Source organism: Modicisalibacter coralii, assembly GCF_004117855.1.
Classification (GTDB): Bacteria; Pseudomonadota; Gammaproteobacteria; order Pseudomonadales; family Halomonadaceae; genus Modicisalibacter; species Modicisalibacter coralii.
Window position 1 is genome coordinate 16,358 of record NZ_QWBW01000020.1, and the last position, 19,822, is coordinate 36,179.

19 protein-coding genes are annotated in these 19,822 nt (G+C 68.2%); 9 read left to right on the forward strand and 10 right to left on the reverse strand.

Translation table 11 applies throughout. The annotated features are described in order from the left end of the window. Nucleotides 1-62 precede the first annotated feature (62 nt). Both D0901_RS12170 and D0901_RS12175 read left to right on the forward strand, forming a co-directional pair. Nucleotides 63-1,868 (forward strand): EAL domain-containing protein, encoded by a 1,806-nt coding sequence (locus D0901_RS12170; RefSeq protein WP_129140569.1) that lies wholly within the window; start codon nucleotides 63-65, stop codon nucleotides 1,866-1,868. A gap of 95 nt (nucleotides 1,869-1,963) precedes the next feature. Next, nucleotides 1,964-2,266 (forward strand): DUF6482 family protein, encoded by a 303-nt coding sequence (locus tag D0901_RS12175; RefSeq protein WP_129140570.1) that lies wholly within the window; start codon nucleotides 1,964-1,966, stop codon nucleotides 2,264-2,266. Between the two features lie 26 nt (nucleotides 2,267-2,292). Here the strand turns inward: D0901_RS12175 and D0901_RS12180 are convergent, their stop codons facing one another. Continuing rightward, the gene (locus tag D0901_RS12180; RefSeq protein ID WP_129140571.1) at nucleotides 2,293-2,676 is read right to left on the reverse strand and encodes a thiol-disulfide oxidoreductase DCC family protein; all 384 of its coding nucleotides are present in this window, start codon (nucleotides 2,674-2,676) and stop codon (nucleotides 2,293-2,295) included. Nucleotides 2,677-2,965: 289 nt separating this feature from the next. On the opposite strand from D0901_RS12180, the gene hemH reads away from it, so the two are divergent. Further along, nucleotides 2,966-3,955: a ferrochelatase gene (hemH, locus tag D0901_RS12185; protein WP_129140572.1), complete on the forward strand. Its 990-nt coding sequence runs from the start codon at nucleotides 2,966-2,968 to the stop codon at nucleotides 3,953-3,955. A 13-nt stretch (nucleotides 3,956-3,968) separates the two neighbouring features. Here hemH and D0901_RS12190 read toward each other — a convergent pair whose 3' ends face one another. Genes D0901_RS12190 through D0901_RS12215 form a run of 6 tightly spaced genes read right to left on the reverse strand, consistent with a single transcriptional unit; the run spans nucleotide 3,969 to nucleotide 9,789 of the window. Further along, entirely contained in the window at nucleotides 3,969-4,355 is a 387-nt protein-coding gene (locus D0901_RS12190) for a Na+/H+ antiporter subunit G (RefSeq protein ID WP_129140573.1), read from the reverse strand. Next, nucleotides 4,352-4,621 carry a K+/H+ antiporter subunit F gene (locus tag D0901_RS12195; protein WP_129140574.1) on the reverse strand — a complete coding sequence of 90 codons (270 nt, stop codon included), beginning with the start codon at nucleotides 4,619-4,621 and terminating at the stop codon, nucleotides 4,352-4,354. The genes D0901_RS12190 and D0901_RS12195 overlap by 4 nt, the downstream gene beginning before the upstream one ends. Continuing rightward, nucleotides 4,615-5,112 (reverse strand): Na+/H+ antiporter subunit E, encoded by a 498-nt coding sequence (locus D0901_RS12200; protein WP_129140575.1) that lies wholly within the window; start codon nucleotides 5,110-5,112, stop codon nucleotides 4,615-4,617. Before D0901_RS12200 ends, D0901_RS12195 begins: the two co-directional genes overlap by 7 nt. Continuing rightward, on the reverse strand, nucleotides 5,109-6,644 hold the full coding sequence (locus tag D0901_RS12205; RefSeq protein WP_129140576.1) for a monovalent cation/H+ antiporter subunit D: 1,536 nt from the start codon (nucleotides 6,642-6,644) through the stop codon (nucleotides 5,109-5,111). The genes D0901_RS12200 and D0901_RS12205 overlap by 4 nt, the downstream gene beginning before the upstream one ends. After that, nucleotides 6,641-6,991: a Na+/H+ antiporter subunit C gene (locus D0901_RS12210; RefSeq protein ID WP_129140577.1), complete on the reverse strand. Its 351-nt coding sequence runs from the start codon at nucleotides 6,989-6,991 to the stop codon at nucleotides 6,641-6,643. The genes D0901_RS12205 and D0901_RS12210 overlap by 4 nt, the downstream gene beginning before the upstream one ends. Beyond that, entirely contained in the window at nucleotides 6,991-9,789 is a 2,799-nt protein-coding gene (locus tag D0901_RS12215; RefSeq protein WP_129140578.1) for a monovalent cation/H+ antiporter subunit A, read from the reverse strand. The genes D0901_RS12210 and D0901_RS12215 overlap by 1 nt, the downstream gene beginning before the upstream one ends. A gap of 657 nt (nucleotides 9,790-10,446) precedes the next feature. Here D0901_RS12215 and D0901_RS12220 point away from each other — a divergent pair. Further along, nucleotides 10,447-10,890, forward strand: a complete 444-nt coding sequence (locus tag D0901_RS12220; protein WP_129140579.1) for a DUF3429 domain-containing protein — start codon at nucleotides 10,447-10,449, stop codon at nucleotides 10,888-10,890. 99 nt (nucleotides 10,891-10,989) lie between these two features. Continuing rightward, on the forward strand, nucleotides 10,990-12,297 hold the full coding sequence (locus D0901_RS12225; RefSeq protein ID WP_129140580.1) for a lytic murein transglycosylase: 1,308 nt from the start codon (nucleotides 10,990-10,992) through the stop codon (nucleotides 12,295-12,297). 26 nt (nucleotides 12,298-12,323) lie between these two features. On the opposite strand, the gene D0901_RS12230 is transcribed toward D0901_RS12225, so the two are convergent. Continuing rightward, nucleotides 12,324-13,037, reverse strand: a complete 714-nt coding sequence (locus D0901_RS12230) for a 16S rRNA (uracil(1498)-N(3))-methyltransferase (RefSeq protein WP_129140581.1) — start codon at nucleotides 13,035-13,037, stop codon at nucleotides 12,324-12,326. Between the two features lie 118 nt (nucleotides 13,038-13,155). Here D0901_RS12230 and phaR point away from each other — a divergent pair, with 118 nt between their 5' ends. From phaR to D0901_RS12250, 4 genes are all read left to right on the forward strand, one after another. Continuing rightward, nucleotides 13,156-13,605 (forward strand): polyhydroxyalkanoate synthesis repressor PhaR, encoded by a 450-nt coding sequence (phaR, locus tag D0901_RS12235; protein WP_129140582.1) that lies wholly within the window; start codon nucleotides 13,156-13,158, stop codon nucleotides 13,603-13,605. A 129-nt stretch (nucleotides 13,606-13,734) separates the two neighbouring features. Next, a complete protein-coding gene (gene purD, locus D0901_RS12240) occupies nucleotides 13,735-15,021 on the forward strand; it encodes a phosphoribosylamine--glycine ligase (RefSeq protein ID WP_129140583.1) in 1,287 nt (428 codons plus the stop codon). A 22-nt stretch (nucleotides 15,022-15,043) separates the two neighbouring features. Next, complete coding sequence (locus D0901_RS12245) at nucleotides 15,044-15,493, forward strand: acyl-CoA thioesterase (RefSeq protein WP_129140584.1); 450 nt, start codon at nucleotides 15,044-15,046, stop codon at nucleotides 15,491-15,493. A gap of 1 nt (nucleotide 15,494) precedes the next feature. Then, nucleotides 15,495-16,367 carry a phosphoribulokinase gene (locus D0901_RS12250; RefSeq protein ID WP_129140585.1) on the forward strand — a complete coding sequence of 291 codons (873 nt, stop codon included), beginning with the start codon at nucleotides 15,495-15,497 and terminating at the stop codon, nucleotides 16,365-16,367. A 160-nt stretch (nucleotides 16,368-16,527) separates the two neighbouring features. On the opposite strand, the gene D0901_RS12255 is transcribed toward D0901_RS12250, so the two are convergent. Both D0901_RS12255 and D0901_RS12260 read right to left on the reverse strand, forming a co-directional pair. Beyond that, the gene (locus tag D0901_RS12255; protein WP_129140586.1) at nucleotides 16,528-18,036 is read right to left on the reverse strand and encodes a chemotaxis protein CheW; all 1,509 of its coding nucleotides are present in this window, start codon (nucleotides 18,034-18,036) and stop codon (nucleotides 16,528-16,530) included. After that, nucleotides 18,033-19,769 (reverse strand): methyl-accepting chemotaxis protein, encoded by a 1,737-nt coding sequence (locus tag D0901_RS12260; protein ID WP_162500873.1) that lies wholly within the window; start codon nucleotides 19,767-19,769, stop codon nucleotides 18,033-18,035. Before D0901_RS12260 ends, D0901_RS12255 begins: the two co-directional genes overlap by 4 nt. Between the last annotated feature and the right edge of the window lie 53 nt (nucleotides 19,770-19,822).

Genomic DNA, 19,822 nt, shown 5'->3' on the forward strand with positions numbered 1-19,822 from the left:
TCGATGGCGCCCGCGGGCGCCATTGTCATCTTCCTGTCATTCCGGTGTCGCTCAATGGCGGCATGAGCCACGACACTCTGACTTCCGCATCTGCCCCGACGCTGTCCTCGATCATCGACGACGCCCGCATCGATGTGCACTATCAGCCCATCGTGGCGGTGCACGCCGGGCGCGTCTTCGCCTACGAGGCGCTTTCCCGCGGCCCGTCGGGAACGCCCTTCGCCAGACCGGTGCCGCTTTTTCAGGCGGCCCGCGAGGCGGGGCTGCTGGCGTCGCTGGAGTCGGTGTGCCGCGAGCGGGCGGTGCGCGATTTCGTGGCCGAAGGACTGGGCGAGCGGTTGTTCGTCAACGTCTCGCCGGAAGTGCTTCTCGACCCGCAGCACCGCAGCGGCGACACGCGCCGCCTGCTGGACGCTCTGGGGATGGCGCCGCACCGGCTGGTGATCGAACTCACCGAGCAGTCGCCGGGGATCGATCCCACGCTGATGGCCGAGGCGGTGCGCCATTACCAGGCGATGGGCTTCTCGATCGCCCTCGATGATCTCGGCGAGGGCTATGCCGGGTTGCGGTTGTGGTCGCAGATTGCCCCGGATTACGTCAAGCTGGACCGGCACTTCGTCAGCGGCCTCGATGCGGACCGCATCAAGCGTCGCTTCGTGCGCGCGATCATCGACATCGCCCATGGCATGGGCTCGCAGGTGATCGCCGAAGGCGTCGAGCGTGAGGCAGAGCTCGAGTGCCTGCTGGAGCTGGGTGCCGACTACTACCAGGGCTGGCTGTTCGCCCATCCCGAGCCGCATCCCGCCAGTTGTCGGCCGACGCTCGACGCCACGCTGCGCGACGTCGCCGCCCGTCATCGACGCTCGCTGGAAACGGTGGCCGTCGAGCGGTTGTGTACGCCACTGGCGCCGTTGCCGATGAGCCTCAGCGTGGCCGAGGCCAGCGAGCGTTTCGGCGCCGAGCCCCACGCCAACTCGCTGGCGGTGGTCGACGGGCGTGGCATGCCGGTCGGCGTGCTGAGTCGCCAGCGGATTCTCGCGCTGGTCGGCAAGCGCTTCGGTTTCGACCTCTACGGGCGCGAGCCGGTGGCCAAGGTGATGCATCCCTCGCCCTTGTGCGTGGAGGCGAGCACGCCGCTGGAGCGGGTCTCGCGCAAGGTCACCAGCCGCGAGCGCGAGCTGCGCGACGAGGATTTCGTGGTCACCGAGGGCGGCCGCTATCGGGGCATGGGGCAGGTGGTCAATCTGCTCCAGTTGATCACCGAGCAGCGCATCGAGATCGCCCGTCAGGCCAACCCGCTGACCCAACTGCCCGGCAATGCGCCGATCCGGGCCGCCCTGGATCGCTTCAGTCGCGTCGGGCAGGGCTTCGTCGCCTGCTACCTGGATCTCGATCACTTCAAGCCGTTCAACGATCGCTTCGGCTACGCGCTGGGCGACCGGCTGCTGCTGGCCCTGGCGCAACTGCTCGGTGAAACCCAGCAGCCCCGCGACTTTCTCGGCCACCTCGGCGGCGATGACTTCGTGTTGCTGCTCGCCGACGCCGAGAACCTGCATGCCCGCCTGGCCGGACTGCAGCGTCGCTTTCATGAGGCCTGCTGTGACCTGCTGCCGGACGAGGTCGTTGCCAGCGCCGGCTTCGAAGGGCAGGACCGTTTCGGGCAGCCGCGCTTCTTCCCCCTGCCGCGGGTGTCGATCGCCGCGCTGGTGCTGCCCGCGGGGCGCGTGCCGAAGAGCTTCGGCGACTGCTGGAGTCGACTCAAGCCGATCGCCAAGCGCGAACCCTTGGGGCGCGTCGTGGTGCGCTACCCCGTGCAGTCGGACGAGACCGGGGACGACGCTGAACTTCGCGATCGGGAGCCTGTCTGATCGATGATCGACCCGCGCAACGTCGCTGTCATGTGTCACGGATAGCCTGGCAGGACGCCTTATCCGCCCACCGGGGTCGAAAACAGGAGGGAGCCATGGAACTTCATGCCTTCAAGCATTACGTGCAAGAGCACGACAATTTCGAAGTCCGCGTCATCAGTCACGCCGGCAGTCGCTTCTATCAGGTCGAACTCGAGGACATCGAGGGCGAGCGGCACCTGCTGACCCAGCGTGGCAAGCCGATGCTCTTCCGGGCGCTCGACGATGTCTATCTGGAGCTCAAGCGTGCCGGTATCCACCGCGCCTATCTGGTCCAGTTCGTCGCCCACGACGAGATGGTCGGCCACGAGGCGCATTATCACGAGCCGCTGGCCTCGCGCATGCCGCTGGTCTTCTAGTCGGTAGTAAGCAATAGGACCGAACCTCAGCGCCGATCCGGCAACAGGCGGCCCAGCGTGAAACGGTGCCGCGCCACCCACAGATATCCCCGATCGAGAATCCCCTTCAGCCCCGGCCGGTGTGACAGCCATACCAGCCGGCGATAACCCAGCAGGGCGAGCATCGCCCGCACCGCATCCATCCCCGCGAACCACTCGCCCCGACCATCCCGGGCGAACATGCGTCCCAGCAGCTCCTCCCAGTCGCGCCCCCAGGCCGCCGACGAGAAATCCGCCGCGCGGATATCCACGCAGCGGATACGCGCGCGATGACGGCGTCGCTGGATCCAGGCGACCTGGCGTTGGCAGATCGGGCAGTCGCCGTCGTAGAGCATCTCGAGCGGCGTTTGGGCATTGGCCGGTGACGTCATGAGGTCTCCGTCGTGGGGCGATAGCCGGTGAGCGGTTCGCCGCGAGCGTCGGTGGCTTTTCCCATTCAGGGTAGCGAGGAACGTCTCGGCCTGCTCGCGCATCATCGCCCGGCGCTGTCGAGGGACAACTGGTCGCCGAGCAGTAGGGTTAGTGTCTTGGACATGGCCTATCCAGAAGTTGTACAAATGAGCAGAATAGGCGTTATCGATTGCCGTCGCGAACGGCCGGCTTGTTACACTCCCGGCCAGCGCACTGCGTTCGCCCGTTCAACCGCTCAAGGAGAAAGGCATGACCCAGGCCCGTTTCGGCGTATTGCTCGCCAACCTCGGTACGCCGGATGCGCCCACCCCCGCTGCCGTGCGCCGCTATCTGGCCGAGTTCCTGTGGGACGAGCGGGTGATCGACGTCTCGCGGCCGCTGTGGTGGCTGATCCTCAACGGGGTGATCCTGCGCTTCCGTCCGGCCAAGGTGGCCAAGGGCTACGCCGCGGTCTGGCAGGATGAAGGTTCGCCGCTGCTGGCCATCGGTCGCCGCCAGCAGCGGGCGCTGGCCGAGCGTCTCGCCGCGCGTTTCGGCGAGACGATCCCGGTGGAGCTGGCGATGACCTACGGCAATCCGAGCATGGAGGAGGCCGGCAAGGCACTGCGCGACGCCGGGGCGTCCCGCATCCTGGTGCTGCCGCTGTACCCGCAGTATTCGCGCTCGACCACCGCGGCGGTCTTCGACCGTCTGGCGCGGGCGCTCAAGCCCTGCCCGCACCTGCCCGAACTGCGCTTCGTGCGCGATTACCACGATCACCCGGGATACATCGAGGCGCTGGCCGCCAGCGTGCGGGAACACTGGGCGCGTCACGGGGGCGAGCGCGGGCGCCTGCTGATGTCCTATCACGGTATCCCCAAGCGCTACGCCGAGGCGGGCGACCCCTATCCCGAGCAGTGCGCGGCCACCAGCCGGGCGCTGGCGACATCCCTGGAACTGGGTGACGACGACTGGCTGATGAGCTATCAGTCGCGCTTTGGCCGCGAGGAGTGGCTCAAGCCCTACACCGACGAGACGTTGAAGACCTGGGGGCACGAGGGCGTCGAGCACGTCGACGTGATCAGCCCGGCCTTCGCCGCCGACTGCCTGGAGACCCTCGAGGAACTCGAGGTGGAGAACCGCGGCTACTTCCTCGAGGCCGGCGGCAAGACCTATCGCTACATTGCGGCGCTCAACGACCGGCCCGAGCACATCGCCCTGTTCGAACGGCTCGTCGAGCAGCACACCCAGGGCTGGTGAGTTTCGATCGTCGTCAGGAGCGGCGTTCGCCGCTCGTCTCTTCCTCGTCGTCGTCCTCGCGCAGCTCCTCGATGTCGTCCTCGGTGCGCGGGTCGCGGGGGAGCTTCTGATGCAGGGCGCTCTTGGCCAGCAGGTGCGCCGAGACCGGGGCGGTGATGAACAGGAAGATGGTGATCAGCATCTCCTGGAAGCTCACCCCGCCGTGGAGCAGCGAGAAGTAGCTCATCGCCGCGATCAGCACGCAGCCCACCCCCAGGGTGGTGGTCTTGGTGGGGCCGTGCAGGCGCATGTAGAAATCGCGCAGGTGGGTCAGGCCCAGCGCGCCGATGAAGGCGAAGGCGCCCCCGGCGATCAGGAAGAAGGCGATCACGCCCTCCATCACGGTATAGAAGCCGATCATTCGATGATGTCCCCGCGCAGCAGGTACTTGCAGACCGCGACGGTGCTGATGAAGCCGAGCATGGCGATCAGCAGGGCGGCCTCGAAATAGGTCTTGTCGTCGAGCCACAGCCCGAACAGCACGATCAGCGCGATCGAGTTGACGTAGAGGGTGTCCAGCGCCAGCAGGCGATCGGGCAGGTCGGGGCCGATCGCCGCGCGATACAGGCACAGGAGCATCGCGGCGGTGAACAGCGCCAGGCTGATCCAGAAGGCGATGTCTAGCATCCGAAGATCTCCTTGAGCGGCCGCTCGTAACGTTCCCGGATGGTGTCGATGGTCGCCGGGATGTCGTCGGTGTTCAGGGCGTGGATCAACAGCGTGCGCCGGTCCTGGCGGAGGTTGGCGGAGACCGTGCCCGGCGTCAGGGTGATGGTGCTGGCGAGGATGGTGATCGGGAACAGCTCCTCGAGTTCCAGCGGATACTCGATGAATGCCGGCTTCATGCGCCCGCGCGGGTCGAGGATCAGCTTGGAGACCTCCAGGTTGGCGACGATGATGTCACCGAGCACGCGCAAGACGTAGCGCACCAGCAGCCAGGGCCGCTTGATGGTCGGTTGTGGTTCCCAGAAGTGTCGCGTGACCAGGGGGATGACGATCGCCAGCAAGGTGCCGAGCAGGACCTGCCCCAGGGCCACGCTCTGCTGGAGCATCAGCCACACGGCGAGCAACAGCACCGAGAGCAGCGGCATGGGCAGCCAGGGTTGTACGGGTATCATGAGCCGCCTCCCGTCTTGTCGCGTTCGATGATCGCCTGAATATAGGCCTCGTGATCGGCCAGCTGATCGGCCGTGGCGTCGGTGTACTCGCTCAACGGCCCGGCGAAGGCCACCAGCAGTGGCGAGGCGCCGAGCAGCAGCATCAGGCCCGCGGTGCGCAGGGGGCCCGCCTCGTGGATGTCCTTGTCGCTGCGCTCGCGACTGCCGCCGCCCGAGACGCGCCAGAACAGCGTCGAGCCGGTGCGGGACAGGGCGACGATCGCCGCCAGGCTGCTGAGCAACAGTATCGGCCATAGCCAGACCTGCTGTCCCGGCGTGGCCGACTGCAGGATCAACGCCTTGCCCACCGCGCCCGAGAAGGGGGGCACCCCGGCCACGGTCAGTGCGCCGACGAAGAACAGCGTGCCCAGCAGGGCGACCTGTTCCACGGCCCGGCCGCGCACGATGCGCGCCCCGGCCTTGCCGCGCTGATGGGCGATGGTATCGGCGAGCAGAAAGAGCCCGCCGGTGACCAGGGTGGTATGGACCATGTAGAACAGCAGTGCACTGTGAGAGCCGAGGCTGTTCATGCCGATGCCGGCGAGCAGCGTGCCCACCGAGATGATGATCAGGTAGGCGACCTGGGTGCGCAGGTCGCGCGCCGCCAGCACGCCGATACCGCCCAGCGCCAGGGTCGCCAGCGACAGCCACCACACCCAGGGCTGGGCGATGTTGGCCAGCGATCCGGCCTGGGGGCCGAAGATCAGCGTGAATACCCGCAGGATGGCGTAGATGCCGACCTTGGTGAGAATCGCGAACAGCGCCGCCACCGGCGCCGGCGCCGAGGCATAGGCGCGGGGCAGCCAGAAGTACAGCGGCAGGATCGCCGACTTGAGACCGAACACCACCAGCAGCAGCATGGCGCCGGCTTCGGCGAGCACCAGGCGGCTGCTGTCCAGCCCGGGCACCTTGGCGGCCATGTCGGCCATGTTGAGGGTGCCGAGCGTGCCGTAGAGCACCCCCAGGCCGATCAGGAACAGCGCCGAACCGGCAAGGTTGAGCACCACGTAGTGAAAGCCCGAGTGGATGCGCGCCTTGCCCCCGCCGTGCATCAGCAGCGAGTAGGAGGCGATCAGCAACACCTCGAAGAACACGAACAGGTTGAACAGATCGCCGGTGAGGAAGGCGCCGTTGATGCCCATCAACTGCAGCTGGAACAGGCCGTGGAAGTTCGAGCCCTCGACGTCGACGCCGGCGCTGGCATAGCACAGGCTGCCCAGTGCGAGCAGGGCGGTCAGCGTGACCATCAGCGCCGACAGGCGATCGAGCACCAGGATGATGCCGAACGGGGGTTGCCAGTCACCGAGCGCGTAGTACTGGATGGTGCCGCTGCTGCTCTGGATCATCAGCAGCGCACACACCACCAGCAAGGCCGCGGTGGCGGACAGGCCCACGACCCGTCGCGGGACGGCCGCGCCATCGCGATTGAGCAGCAGCCCGAGCCCGGTGACCAGCGGCAGCAGGATGGGCAGCGCGATCAGGTGGTTCATCAAGTGCGCTCCTCCCGCGGCTCGTCGAGGCGGTTGCCGTTGACGTGGTCACTGCCCAGGTCGCCGCGGGCGCGCATGGCGAGAATCACCGAGAAGGCGGTCATGGCGAAGCCGATCACGATCGCCGTGAGCACCAAAGCCTGGGGCAGCGGATCGGCATAGTCACCGCCCTTGTCGCCGATCACCGCCGCACCGCCGGTGGTCAGCCCGCCCATCGAGAAGAGGAACAGATTGACGGCGTAGGAGAGCAGCGTCAGGCCCACCACCACCGGGAAGGTCCGTCCGCGCAGGGCGAGGAACAGGCCGCAGGCGGCGAGCACGCCGGTGGTTATCGAGAAGAGCGCTTCCATCAGGCTTTCTCCTTCTGCTTGGTGGGGCGGTGCGGCGTGGTCAGCTTGCCCAGGTTGGCGAGGATCATCAGCGTGGCGCCGACCACGGTCAGATACACGCCGAGATCGAACAGCAGTGCCGTGGCCAGTTCGACGTCACCGATATAGGGGATATGGAAGTGGCCGTAGGCGGAGGTCAGGAAGGGGTAGCCGAACAGCCAGCTGCCCAGGCCGGTGAGCGCGGCGACCCCGACCCCGGCCACGGCGATCGGCTGGTACTGGAAGGTCAGCCGCCGCTGGCACCAGTCCACCCCGCGGGCAATGTAGAACAGCAGCAGGGCGACGGCGGTGACCAGCCCGGCGATGAAGCCGCCGCCCGGCGCGTTGTGGCCGCGCAGGAAGATGAACACCGAGACCAGCAGCGCCAGCGGCAGGATGGTCTGGGTGACGCTGACCAGAATCATCGGATGGCGGTCCTTCGACCACGGGCGGCCGTCGGCATCGCTCGACGGCATGAACAGACGCAGGCGGTTGAGCAGCTTGTAGATACCCACGGCGGCGATGCACAGCACGGTGATCTCGCCCAGGGTGTCGAAGCCACGGAAGTCGACCAGGATCACGTTGACCACGTTGTGGCCGCCGCCGCCCGGCACGCTGTTGTCGATGAAGAACTGCGAGATCGATTCCAGCGGGCGGGTGAGCACGGCGAAGTTGAGGCTGGCGACGATGCCGCCGAAGCCCGCGGCCAGCAGGGCGTCGCGCAGGATGCGCGGGCCGCCGGACTCCTTGGGGGTCTTCTGCGGCAGGAAGAACAGCGCCAGCATCAGCAGGATCATGGTCACCACTTCCACCGCCAGCTGGGTCAGCGCCAGGTCGGGGGCCGAGAAGCGGGCGAAGGCCAGCGAGGTCACCAGCCCGACGATCGACAGCATCAGCAGCGACACCAGCCGCCGGCGGTGGAGGACGGCGGTCGCCAGGCCGGCGAACATCGCTATCCCCGCGCCGGCCACGAGCAGCCCGTCGAGCGGCTGCAGCGGCAGCGGCCCGCGCAACTGCACGGCATGGGTCAGCGCGCCGCCCACCAGGCAGAGGATGGTGATCACCAGCCACAGCATGTAGCGCTGCAGCGAGCCGTTCTCCAGCGAGTCGACGAGGTGCTGGGTGGCGCGCACCAGCGTCTGGACCGACGCTTCGAAGATCGTCCGCGCGTTGCGGGAACGGAACTGGCGCTGGAAGGCGAACACGTGGCGGCGCTTAAAGTAGAGGATCACGCCGCCGACCAGGGCGACGGCGCTCATCAGCAACGGCAGGTTGAAGCCGTGCCAGATGGCCAGGTGCAACTCGGGGGCCTCGCCGACGAGCACGGCCCGGGCGGCGGTCTCGAGCAGCGTGGTGGCGGCGAAGGCCGGGACCACGCCGACCACGATGCAGATCGCCGCCAGCAGGATGCCGGGGGCGATCATCAGCCGTGGCGGCTCGTGGGGCGTCTTGGGCAGTTCGGGCAGCGGGCCGTTGAAGAACACGTTGTGCACCAGGCGTACCGAGTAGGCCACCGAAAGCAGGCTGCCCAGCGTCGCCAGCGCCGGGATCAGCCAGCCCAGCCCGCCGAGCAGCGAGGTCTCGAGCGTCTCGGTGAGCATCATCTCCTTGGAGAGGAAGCCATTGAACAGCGGCACCCCGGCCATCGCCATCCCGGCGACCACCGCCACGCCGGCGGTCAACGGCATGACCCGCCACAGCCCCTGCAGCTTGCGGATGTCGCGGGTGCCGGTCTCGTGGTCGACGATGCCGGCGGTCATGAACAGCGCCGCCTTGAAGGTGGCGTGGTTGAGGATGTGGAACAGCGCGGCGACCACCGCCATGCGGACGTCGAGCCCCAGCAGCAGGGTGATCAGCCCCAGGTGACTGATCGTGGAGTTGGCCAGGATGCCCTTGAGATCGTACTTGAGCAGGGCGAAGTAGGCGCCGTAGAGCAGCGTCATCAGGCCGGTCAGGCTGACCAGGTAGAGCCAGGCCTCGCTGCCTGCCAGCGCCGGGTGCAGGCGCGCCAGCAGGAAGACCCCGGCCTTGACCATGGTCGCCGAATGCAGGAACGCCGACACCGGCGTGGGCGCGGCCATGGCGTGGGGCAGCCAGAATTGGAAGGGGAATTGCGCCGACTTGGTGAAGGCGCCCAGCAGCACCAGCACCAGCACCGCCAGGTAGCGCGGGTCGGCCTGGATCATGTCGCGGCTGTCGAGCACCGTCTGCAGGTCGTAGGTGCCGACGATGTGGCCCAGCAGCAGGAAACCGGCGAGTAGGCACAGGCCGCCGCCGCCGGTCACGGTCAGGGCCATGCGCGCGCCCTTGCGGGCGTCGCTCTGATGATACCAGTAGCCGATCAGCAGGAACGACGAGAGGCTGGTCAGTTCCCAGAAGAACCACAGCAGAAGCAGGTTGTCGGCCATCACGATGCCCAGCATCGCCGCCATGAACAGCATCAGGAAGGCGTAGAAACGCGGCAGGCTGTCGCCCGGCGCCAGGTAGTAGCGGGCGTAGAGGATGATCAGCAGACCGATCCCCAGGATCAGCAGCACGAACAGCAGCGACAGCCCGTCGAGGCGTACGGCGAGATCCAGTCCCAGCGCGGGAATCCAGTCGAGCGCGACGCGCGGAACCGACCCGGCGATGGTTTCCCGAGCATGGTGGAGCGCCACGCCCAGGGCGATAACCGTGGGCAGGGCCGTGACGAGGGCGCAGGTGTTGCGCCGCTCGTTCGAGCCGAAGGCAGGCAGCAGACTGCCGACCAGGGGCAGCAGCACGATCAATAGCAGGGACATGAACGACTCGCTCTTGTCGTTGGCGTTCTGGCGGACCTGGCGCTGGGGAGCGCCGTAGCGTAGATCACAGTTCAGCCGTTACGGAAACGACCATCAAGCGCCAATGCAGGGCGGGTCGGTCAGGAAGGGGCGCCGCACGGCGCGGGGCGTGAGCATCCAGGCTGGGGTGCGGTCGACAGGCCGCTGGGTCGTCAGAGTGTCGGCACCGGAATGGCGGCGCGCGCGGTGCGGTCCGCGCGGGTCATGGCCCGTCATGGTGTCTTCCTCCCATCGTGGCTTCCCGGCGTGTCAGGTGCTGCTAATTGACTGACTTTGTTGTGGAAATCGTCAAAGGCGACAGCGCCGACGCGAAGTCGGCCTTCGACTCTATCACGCCCCCGGGGGGTTATCTAGCGACCCCGGTGGTTCGGCGTCGCATCCGGGACGGCAACCGGTTCGCCCCGGGCGGCGCGGTTCGTCGCTCGCCGGGATGTTGCGCATCGGTTACGGACGCGCCGGCGGCTCGCGGCGAGGCGGCGTACTGCCGGTTTTCGGGGCCACGCCTGACGGAACCGCATTGTTACTAGCCAGTAAACGCCAGGACGTCTAGGCTGTAGCGTCACTCGAACGCTCACCGGCTGCAAGGATGCTGCCATGATTTCCGAGACGTCTTCGTCCATGAGGCGGTTACCCGTCTGCCTGGGGGTTGCGGGTCTGACCCCCTTCGTCATCACCACCGTTGCGGTGTTCATCGCTCCCGTCCTCTGGCAGGCCGTGGCGATCAAGGCCTTTCTCTTCTATAGCGCGGTCATCCTTTCCTTTCTGGGCGGCATCCACTGGGGCGTGGCAATGAGCCTGGATCGCGACACGAGTCCGGCCTTCAACGTCCGTCTGGCGGTCAGCATCGCACCCGGCCTGCTGGGCTGGGCGGCGCTGATGATCGACTATCGTCTCGGTGCGCTGACACTGATGATCGGTTTCTGGCTGATGCGCCTCTACGAGCGTCAGCCCGAGAGTCTCGAGCGACTCCCCGGCTGGTATCAGGGCCTGCGCAGCCTGCTCACGGCGGTGGTGGTCGCCTGTCACCTGGCGGTCGTGGCGCGGCTGAGCCTGATCGGCTGACAGGCGCTGCGGGTATGGCCGGGTTACCGAAAATCACTAGGCGGCGGCAGGCGCTTGCGCCAAGATGGGCGCGTTTTCACACCGCATCAAGGACGCTCCATGCCTCGCCGTGCCCGTTTCGTGCCCCTTGCGCTCATTGCCCTGCTGCCGATGTCCGGTTGTCAGGTCGCCGCCCAACCCGCCGCCGCTGATGGGGGCACCGCGTCGCCGGCCTCGACGGTGGCAAGCGCCGCCAGCGAGACGGCGACCGCCCCGCGCGAGGGGCAGGCGTCGCCGGGTGACACGCGTCCGGCCTTCAGCGACTGGGTGAGCGACTTCCGTGGTGTGGCGCGGGAGCAGGGCATCGATGCCGCGACCCTCGACGCGGCCTTCGACGACGTCGAATACCTGCCGTCGGTCATCCGTCACGACCGCGCTCAGCCCGAGTTCACCCGCCAGGTCTGGGATTACCTCGACACCGCCGTTTCGGCGGCGCGCGTGCGCCAGGGCCGCTCGGCCTGGGAGGCACACCGCCAGGCCATCGCCGCCGCCGGTCAGCGCTACGGCGTGCCGCCCGAGGTGCTGGTGGCCATCTGGGGGATCGAGAGCAACTACGGCGGCAATTTCGGCAACTATGAGACCATCGACGCCCTGGCGACCCTGGGCTACGACGGTCGGCGCCCCGACTTCGCGCGCAGCGAACTGCTCAGCGCCCTGCGTATCCTCCAGCGCGGCGACATCGATCGCGAGCACATGCGCGGCTCCTGGGCCGGGGCCATGGGCCACACCCAGTTCCTGCCGTCGAGCTTCGAGCAGTACGCCAGGGACGCCGATGGCGACGGGCGCCGCGACATCTGGGGCAGCGTCGCCGACGTCATGGCCTCCACCGCCTACTATCTCTCCCGGGTCGGCTGGCGCCAGGGCGAGCCCTGGGGCACTGAGGTGCGCCTGCCGGACGACTTCGACTATGCCCGGACCGAGCTCGACGTGCGCCAGGACAGCCGGGCCTGGGCGGCGCAGGGGGTGACGGCGAGGCACGCTGACGCGCTGCCGACATTCTCGGATGCCTCGGTGATCGCCCCCGCCGGCGACCAGGGGCCGGCCTTCCTGGTCGGCGGCAATTTCCGGGTGATCATGCGCTACAACGCCTCGACCAGCTACGCGCTGGCCGTGGGGCTGCTCGCCGACCGCCTGGCCGGGCGTCCGGGGCTGGTCGCGGACTGGCCCCGCGACGAGCCGGCGCTGTCGCGCCGTCAGGTCGAGCTGCTGCAGCGGCGCCTCAACGCCGCCGGCTTCGACGTCGGCGCGCCGGACGGGGTGATCGGTCCCAACACCCGGGGGGGCGTGCGGGCCTATCAGCGCAGCCTCGGCGAGACCCCCGACGGCTTCGCCACGCTCGAGCTGCTCGAGCGGCTCGGCGATGGCTGAGATTGGCCGGGATTGGTGGCGCCGCGTTAGAAGAGGCGAGCCAGCAACGCGGTAACCGCGGTCTCGACGCGCAGGATGCGCTCGCCGAGGTGGATGCCCTGGCAGCCGGCCTCGAGCAGGCGCTCCACCTCGTAGGGGATGAAGCCGCCTTCGGGGCCGATCAGCAGGACGCAGGGGGTGTCGATGCCGCGCGGGCAGGGCGACGGCATGCCGGGGTGGGCGAGCAGGCCGCGGCGTCCGGCGAGCAGCGCCGGCAAGCTATCCTCGACGAACGGCTTGAAGCGGCGTTCCAGCGTGACTTCCGGCAGCAGGGTGTCGCCGGCCTGCTCCAGGCCCAGCACCAGGTGCTCGTGGATCTTCGCCGGGTCCAGCTCGGGGGACTGCCAGTAGCTCTTCTCGACGCGGCGGGTGTGCAGCAGGGTAAGCCGTTTGACGCCCAGCGCCGTGGCATGTTCCAGGGTACGGGCGAGCATGCGCGGTCGCGGCAGCGCCAGTACCAGGTGCACCGGCAGCGCCGCCGGCGGCGGCTGGTCGAGACCCAGCAGCGTGAAATGGGCGGCCCGCGAGTCGAGCGTCTCGAGTCGCGCCCGACCGCGCAGGCCATCGCGCAGCCCCACGCTCAGGCAGTCGCCGGGTTCGGCGCGATGCACCTCGCGCAGGTGGCGCAGGCGGCGGGGGTCGGTCACCCGGATATCGCCGGCGGGACCGAGGTCGGCGGGCTCGAGCAGGATCAGGTTCATGGGGTCTCCTGGCGACAGGCGGCCATGATAGCCGAGCCGGGCAGCGATGACAGTGGTTTGCAAGCTCACGGGGGCAATGCACAATGCAGGCATATCGACCATCGAGAGGAACCGCGCCGTGCGAGTGATACGCAAATATGCCAATCGCCGACTCTACGACACCCAGCAGAGTCGTTACGTGACGCTCGAGGACCTGCGGCGCCTGGTGCTCGAGGACGAGCCGTTCCGGGTCGAGGATGCCAAGAGCGGCGAGGATCTCACCCGTACCATCCTGCTGTCGATCATCATCGAGCAGGAGCAGGCCGACGGCGACGCCGAGGTGTTCTCCAACGACCTGCTGGCCCAGTTGATCCGCGTCTACGCCATGTCGCAGCCGCTGCCGCTGGCCCACTACCTGGAGCAGGGCACCCAACTGATGCTCGAGCAGCAGAAGCGCTTCCAGGACCAGTGGCAGCAGGCGATGCGCAACTCGCCGATGGAGATGATGCGCGAGATGGCCGAGGAGAACATGCGCTTCTGGCAGCAGGCGATGACCCGCCAGTCCCGCGACAAGGACGACGACGCCTGAGCGGTGCCCACGAGTGCCGCGTGACTGGTCGGGTGACTGCCGGTACCCCGTTGCATGCGGGGGGCGAGGTGGCCGGCTTTCTGACATAATGCCGGGCAATCGATCTCCATTTTCGAGCAAGGTTTGCCCATGAAGGTTCTGATCATCGGCGGCGGTGGCCGCGAACACGCGTTGGCCTGGAAGGCGGCGCAGTCGCCCTATGTGGAGTCCGTCTTCGTCGCCCCCGGCAATGCCGGCACCGCCCGCGAATCCAAGCTCACCAACGTCGACATCGCCGCCGACGACCTGGACGGCCTGGAAGCCTTCGCCCGCGAGCAGGGCGTGGGGCTGACCATCGTCGGCCCCGAAGCGCCGCTGGTCGCCGGCGTGGTCGACCGCTTCCAGGCCGCGGGGCTGGCGATCTTCGGTCCCACCCGGGCGGCGGCCCAGCTCGAGGGGTCGAAGTCCTTCACCAAGGACTTTCTCGCCCGGCACCGCATACCCACCGCGGAATACGCCACCTTCCGCGAGGTCGATGCCGCCCTGGCCTATCTCGGCGAGAAGGGCACGCCGATCGTCATCAAGGCCGACGGCCTGGCGGCGGGCAAGGGGGTGATCGTCGCCATGACCGATGCCGAGGCCGAAGCCGCGGTACGCGACATGCTCGAGGCCAACGCCTTCGGCGACGCCGGGGCCCAGGTGGTGATCGAGGAGTATCTCGACGGCGAGGAAGCGAGCTTCATCGTCATGGTCGACGGCGAGCACGTGCTGCCGATGGCCACCAGCCAGGACCACAAGCGCGTCGGCGACGGCGACACCGGCCCCAACACCGGTGGCATGGGCGCCTACTCCCCGGCACCGGTGGTCACCGAGGCGGTCTACCAGCGCATCCTCGACGCGGTGATCCTGCCCACGGTGCGCGGCATGGCCGCCGAGGGCACGCCCTATACCGGCTTCCTCTATGCCGGGCTGATGATCGATGCCGACGGCGCTCCCAAGGTGATCGAGTACAACTGCCGTTTCGGCGATCCCGAGACCCAGCCGATCCTGTTGCGCCTGAAGAGCGATCTGGTCGAGCTGTGCCTGGCCGGGGCCGAGGGGCGGCTCGACGGTGAGCGTTGCGACTGGGACACCCGCGCCGCGGTCGGCGTGGTGATGGCCGCCGGCGGCTACCCGGACCGGTATCGCAAGGGCGATCCGATCGAGGGGCTGGAGGCCGCCGAGGCGGCCGGCTGCAAGGTCTTTCATGCCGGTACCGCGGAGGACGATAAGGGGCGCATCGTCACCAGCGGCGGGCGCGTGCTGTGCGTGACCGCGCTCGGTGAGCGGGTCTCGCGGGCCCGCGATCGCGCCTACGACGGGGTGGCGGCGATCCACTGGGAAGATGCCCTCTTCCGGCGCGACATCGCCTACCGCGCCATCGCCCGCGAGTCCTGAGCGCCGCGGCCAAGGAGTCAACATGGAACGGGTCAGGCTCGAGTTTCCCGCCGCCGATGGCGTGCACCGCGACACCTTCCGGGTGCGTATCGGCGATATCAACTACGGCCGCCATCTGGGCCACGATGCGATCGTCACCCTGCTGCACGAGGCGCGTGCCCGGGCGCTCGCCGCGCTCGGTGTCGACGAGGCCGATACCGACGGCTCGCCGAGCGTGGTCGCGGATCTCACCGTGCAGTACCGCGGCGAGGCCCGCTGGGGGGACGAGCTGCTCGCCGAGACCGCCGTGCCCGAGGCCGACGGCAAGGGCCTGCCGGTCTATCATCGCCTGACCCGGGTCGGCGATTCGCGCCTCGTCGCCGTGGCTCGGGTCACGCTGATCTGGCTGGCCCCCGACGACGGTCGGCCGGTGGCCATTCCATCGTCGTTGCAGGCGGCGCTGGCCCGGGTTCGTTCGCAGGGAGTCGACTGATATGTCGCGTGAATACCCGATCGTCGCGGTGACCGGTTCCTCGGGGGCCGGCACCACCACCGTGCGGCGCACCTTCGAGCGCATGTTCACGCGGGAGGACATCCACGCCGCCTATGTCGATGGCGATGCCTTCCATCGCTATACCAAGGACGAGCTGACGCGGATCTTCCGCGAGGAGCCCGAACGCACCGACGAACTCTCTCACTTCGCCGTCGAGGCCAACCTGCTCGATCGCCTCGAGACGCTGTTTCAGGAGTACGGCGAACACGGCAGCGGCACGTCCCGGCACTACATCCATGCCGAGGACAAGCGGATGATCGAGGCCGGCTACAAGGTCGGCACCTTCACCGAGTGGCAGTCGCTGCCGATGGGCACCGACCTGCTGTTCTACGAGGGCCTGCACGGCGGCCTGGTCACCGCCGACTGCGACATCGCCCGCCACGTGGACCTGCTGGTGGGCGTCGCGCCGACCATGAACCTGGAGTGGATCCAGAAGATCGACCGCGACACCAAGCTGCGCGGCTACTCCCAGGAAGCGGTGATCGATACCATCCTCGGCCGCATGCACGACTACGTGCGCTACATCCAGCCCCAGTTCTCGCGGACCCACATCAATTTCCAGCGCGTGCCCACGGTGGACACCTCCAACCCCTTCGAGATCCAGGACATCCCCACCGACGCCGAGTCGTTCGTGGTGATCCGCTTTCGCGATCCCTCGACGGTGGACTTCCCCTACCTGCTGGCGATGATCCAGGATGCCTTCATGAGCCGGCCGCACACCCTGGTGGTGCCCGGCTCGCGGCTGTCGCTGGCCATGGAGCTGATCCTGGCACCGCTGGTGCGCCACCTGCTGGCCCAGCGCCGATTCCGCTGACGGCGACTCGCGGCTTGCTCGGCGCTACCCGGTAACCGCCATTTCCGCGTGTCGATCGACTCCCGTTCTGATCTTCCCGCGTCGCGCTCCGACCACGCTGTGACCAGCGCTTCTTGATGCACGCCGTCGGCGGCGCGGTCGGGGCGCAGAGACGCTGGGGTCAGGCATGACGCGCATCGTCGGCAACGGTCAGCGCCGCACTGCTCGCCGCCAGGTCGCTCGCCAGCCCCTGCAGGCAGATCATGGCCATCACCTGGTGGCGCTCGCCGCTGCCGAGGGCGATCAGCCGCTTGGCGCGCTCGATCGCCGGGGCCGCGGGGTCGATGTCGCCGCGCCAGCGCACCACCAGGCTCTCTTCGGCCGCCTCGACGTAATCGATACGCTGCACCGCGTCGGTGAGAAAGCCGATCAACCCCTGACCGCTATCGGCGATCAGCACGTGCCGGGGCGGGCGCGAGGCATCGCGGTTCAGCAGACGACGCAGATCGACCAGGGCCACGCTGCGCCCGTGACGGCGCCAGACGCCGACGAAGCGCGGGTCGCCGCCGCTGGCGAGATAGTCGGTGGGGGCGGCATCGACCGCGTCGAGCTGATCGAGCAGGGTGGTGTAGTCGCCCGCACAGCTGAAGCGCACCAGCGCGAAGCGCCGCCGGGTGGGTTGCCCGGCGGCTGCGCTGCCCGCCTGGGCGCCATCGAGCCGCGCATGCAGGCGTGCCAGCGCACTCAGGTTGAGCGCCGACAGCAACACCCGGTGATCGAGCGCCAGGGCGTCGCGTCCCGCGGGTCCGACGACCAGCCCGGCCACCGCCGCCGCCTGCCCCGGGCCGGCCGGTGACAGGGCGCTGTCGGCACTGAGCGCGGTGACGTGTTCCAGGGCCAGTGCCAGACGCCCCTCGGGGCCATTGAGTACCACCATGTAGCTGGGCCGCACGCGCTGCGGGGCACGCCCGATCAACTCGCCGGGGTCGAACAGCGGTAGCCGCGCACCGCGCAGCGTGACGTTGCCGAGGTAGGCGTCGAGCGCGATCGCCGGCGGTTCGACTTCGGGGCAGTTGGCGACCTCGCCGACGATCGCGGTATCCAGCGCCAGCGCCTGGCCGCCGCTCTCCACGATCAGCCATCGCCGGGCGGTGAGCTGCGTCGGCGTGGCGTCACTGGTGACTGTCGGCGACGTCGAGGCCCCGGGCGATTGGTGCCCGGGCTGCGTGGCCGTCGGTGTCACCGCGACCATCTCTTCCAGCGCGAACAGCGCATCCAGGTCGAGCACATAAGCCGGGTGGGCCAGGTTCGGGTGATCGATCAGCGAAGGCGTCAGCGCCAGCGGGCTGCCGTCGCCCTGGTTCACTGCATGGCGCTGCTGCGGCCGCACCTCGATCACATCGACGATCTGGGTCACACACAGCCCGAACCGCGCCCCGCGATGCGCCACCACGGCGACGAAGCTGGCCTGGGGCTCGACGGGCGGATCGCGATCGAGCTGCAGCAGCCCCGCCAGGTCGACCAGCGGCAATGGCTGGCCGCGCAGTGACAGCGTGCCCCGCGACCAGGCCGGCGCTCGCGGGCGCGGTGGCGGCAGGCGTTCCAGGCGCACCACCTCTTGCAGATCGTGAGCATCGAGCGCGACATCGCCGGTCCCGACGCGCAGGATGCCGAAGACGCGTGTGCTCATGATCTGGCCCGCTCCTCGCCGCGGGTCGCCCGGGCCAGTTCATGGATCGCGCTGTCGACCCGGTTGGCGGTCTCGAGCTGGGCGCTGGCAGTGGTGGCGATCTCCTCGATCGAGTCGGTGGTCCGGGCCACGCCCTCGACGATGCGCGCGAAGGAGTCGGTGGCGCGCTGGGTCACGGCATTGCCGCTGTCGATGCGCTTGAGCGACTCGCCCAGCAGACGGTTGATCTGGCGCGTGGCATCGGCGGACTTCTCGGCCAGCTTGCGCACCTCGTCGGCGACCACCGAGAAGCCCAGGCCGTGCTCACCGGCGCGGGCGGCCTCGATTGCGGCGTTGAACGCCAGCAGGTTGGTCTGGGAGGCGATCTCGCCGATCACCTTGACGATCGCATCGATATCCTCGGACGACTTCTGGATCGCCGCCATCGCCTCGCGCGAGTCGTTGAGCGCCTGGGTGCCGCGGTTGGCCTCCTGCTGGGTCTCGCGGGCCAGCGAACGGGTCAGGTGGGTATTCTCGGCGATCGAGGCAATGGAGGCGTTGAGCGCATGGATCGACTGGCTCATGGCCTCGGTCTGGGCCTGGATGTGTTCCTCCAGCTCGACCTCCGCGGTGATGTCGGTGGCGAACTTGATCACCTTGTAGGGCTTGTCGTCGGCATCGAAGATCGGGTTGTAGGTCGCCTGGATCCAGACCCGGCGGCTATGCTTGCCCAGGCGCATGAAGCGGCCGTCGAACAGCTCCCCGCGACTCAGTGCCAGCCAGAAGTCGCGATACTCGCGGCTGACCACATGCTCGGGCGTACAGAACATGCGGTGATGCTGGCCCTCGATCTCGTCGGCGTGATAGCCCAGCGTGTCGAGGAAGTTCTGGTTGGCGGCGAGAATGTTGCCCTTGAGATCGAACTCGATCACCGCCTGGGCGCGGTCGATGGCGTTGATCCGGCCCTTGAACTCGGCGTTGCGCTGGCGCTCGGCGGTGACGTCGTGGGCGAACTTGACCACCTTGTAGGGGCGTCCGCTGGCGTCGAGGATCGGGTTGTAGGTGGCCTGTAGCCAGATGTCTCGGCCGTGCTTGTCGAGACGGCGGAACTCGCCGCTGTAGAACTCGCCCTGGCGCAGGCGCGCCCAGAACTGCCGGTAGTCGTCGCTCTTGGCGTACCCCGGCTGGCAGAACAGCGCGTGGTGACGGCCCTCGATCTCCTCCAGGGTGTAGCCCACGGTGTCGAGAAAGTGCTGGTTGGCGGTGAGCACATGACCGTCGAGATCGAACTCGATCACCGCCTGGGCGCGATCGATCGCCTTGACCTTGCCCTCGTACTCGGCGACGGCACGCTTCTGCAGGGTGATGTCCATGGCCAGCTTGATCACCTTGTGCGGCTTGCCCTCGTCATCGAGCACCGGGTTGTAGGTCGCCTGCAGCCAGATCTCTTCGCCCTGGCGGGTGACGCGCTTGAACTCGCCGCTGACGAACTCGCCGCGTCCCAGGCGCCCCCAGAACTCCTGATAGGCGCGGCTCTGGGCATGGCGCTCGTCGCAGAACAGGCGGTGGTGCTGGCCGATGACCTCGTCGCGGCGATAGCCCATGGCCTCGAGAAAGCGCGCATTGGCGTCGAGTACGTGGCCGTCGAGGTCGAATTCGATCACGGCCTGGGAGCGGTTGACCGCCTGCCAAAGTGCCTCAAGGGGCGGGTTGGCAAGGGTCTCGGCGTCGGCAGTGGGAGTATCCAAGGGCATGGCGCGCCTCCGGCAGGCAGAAAGGGGATCCGAGCCAGCCTGGGACCAGCGGC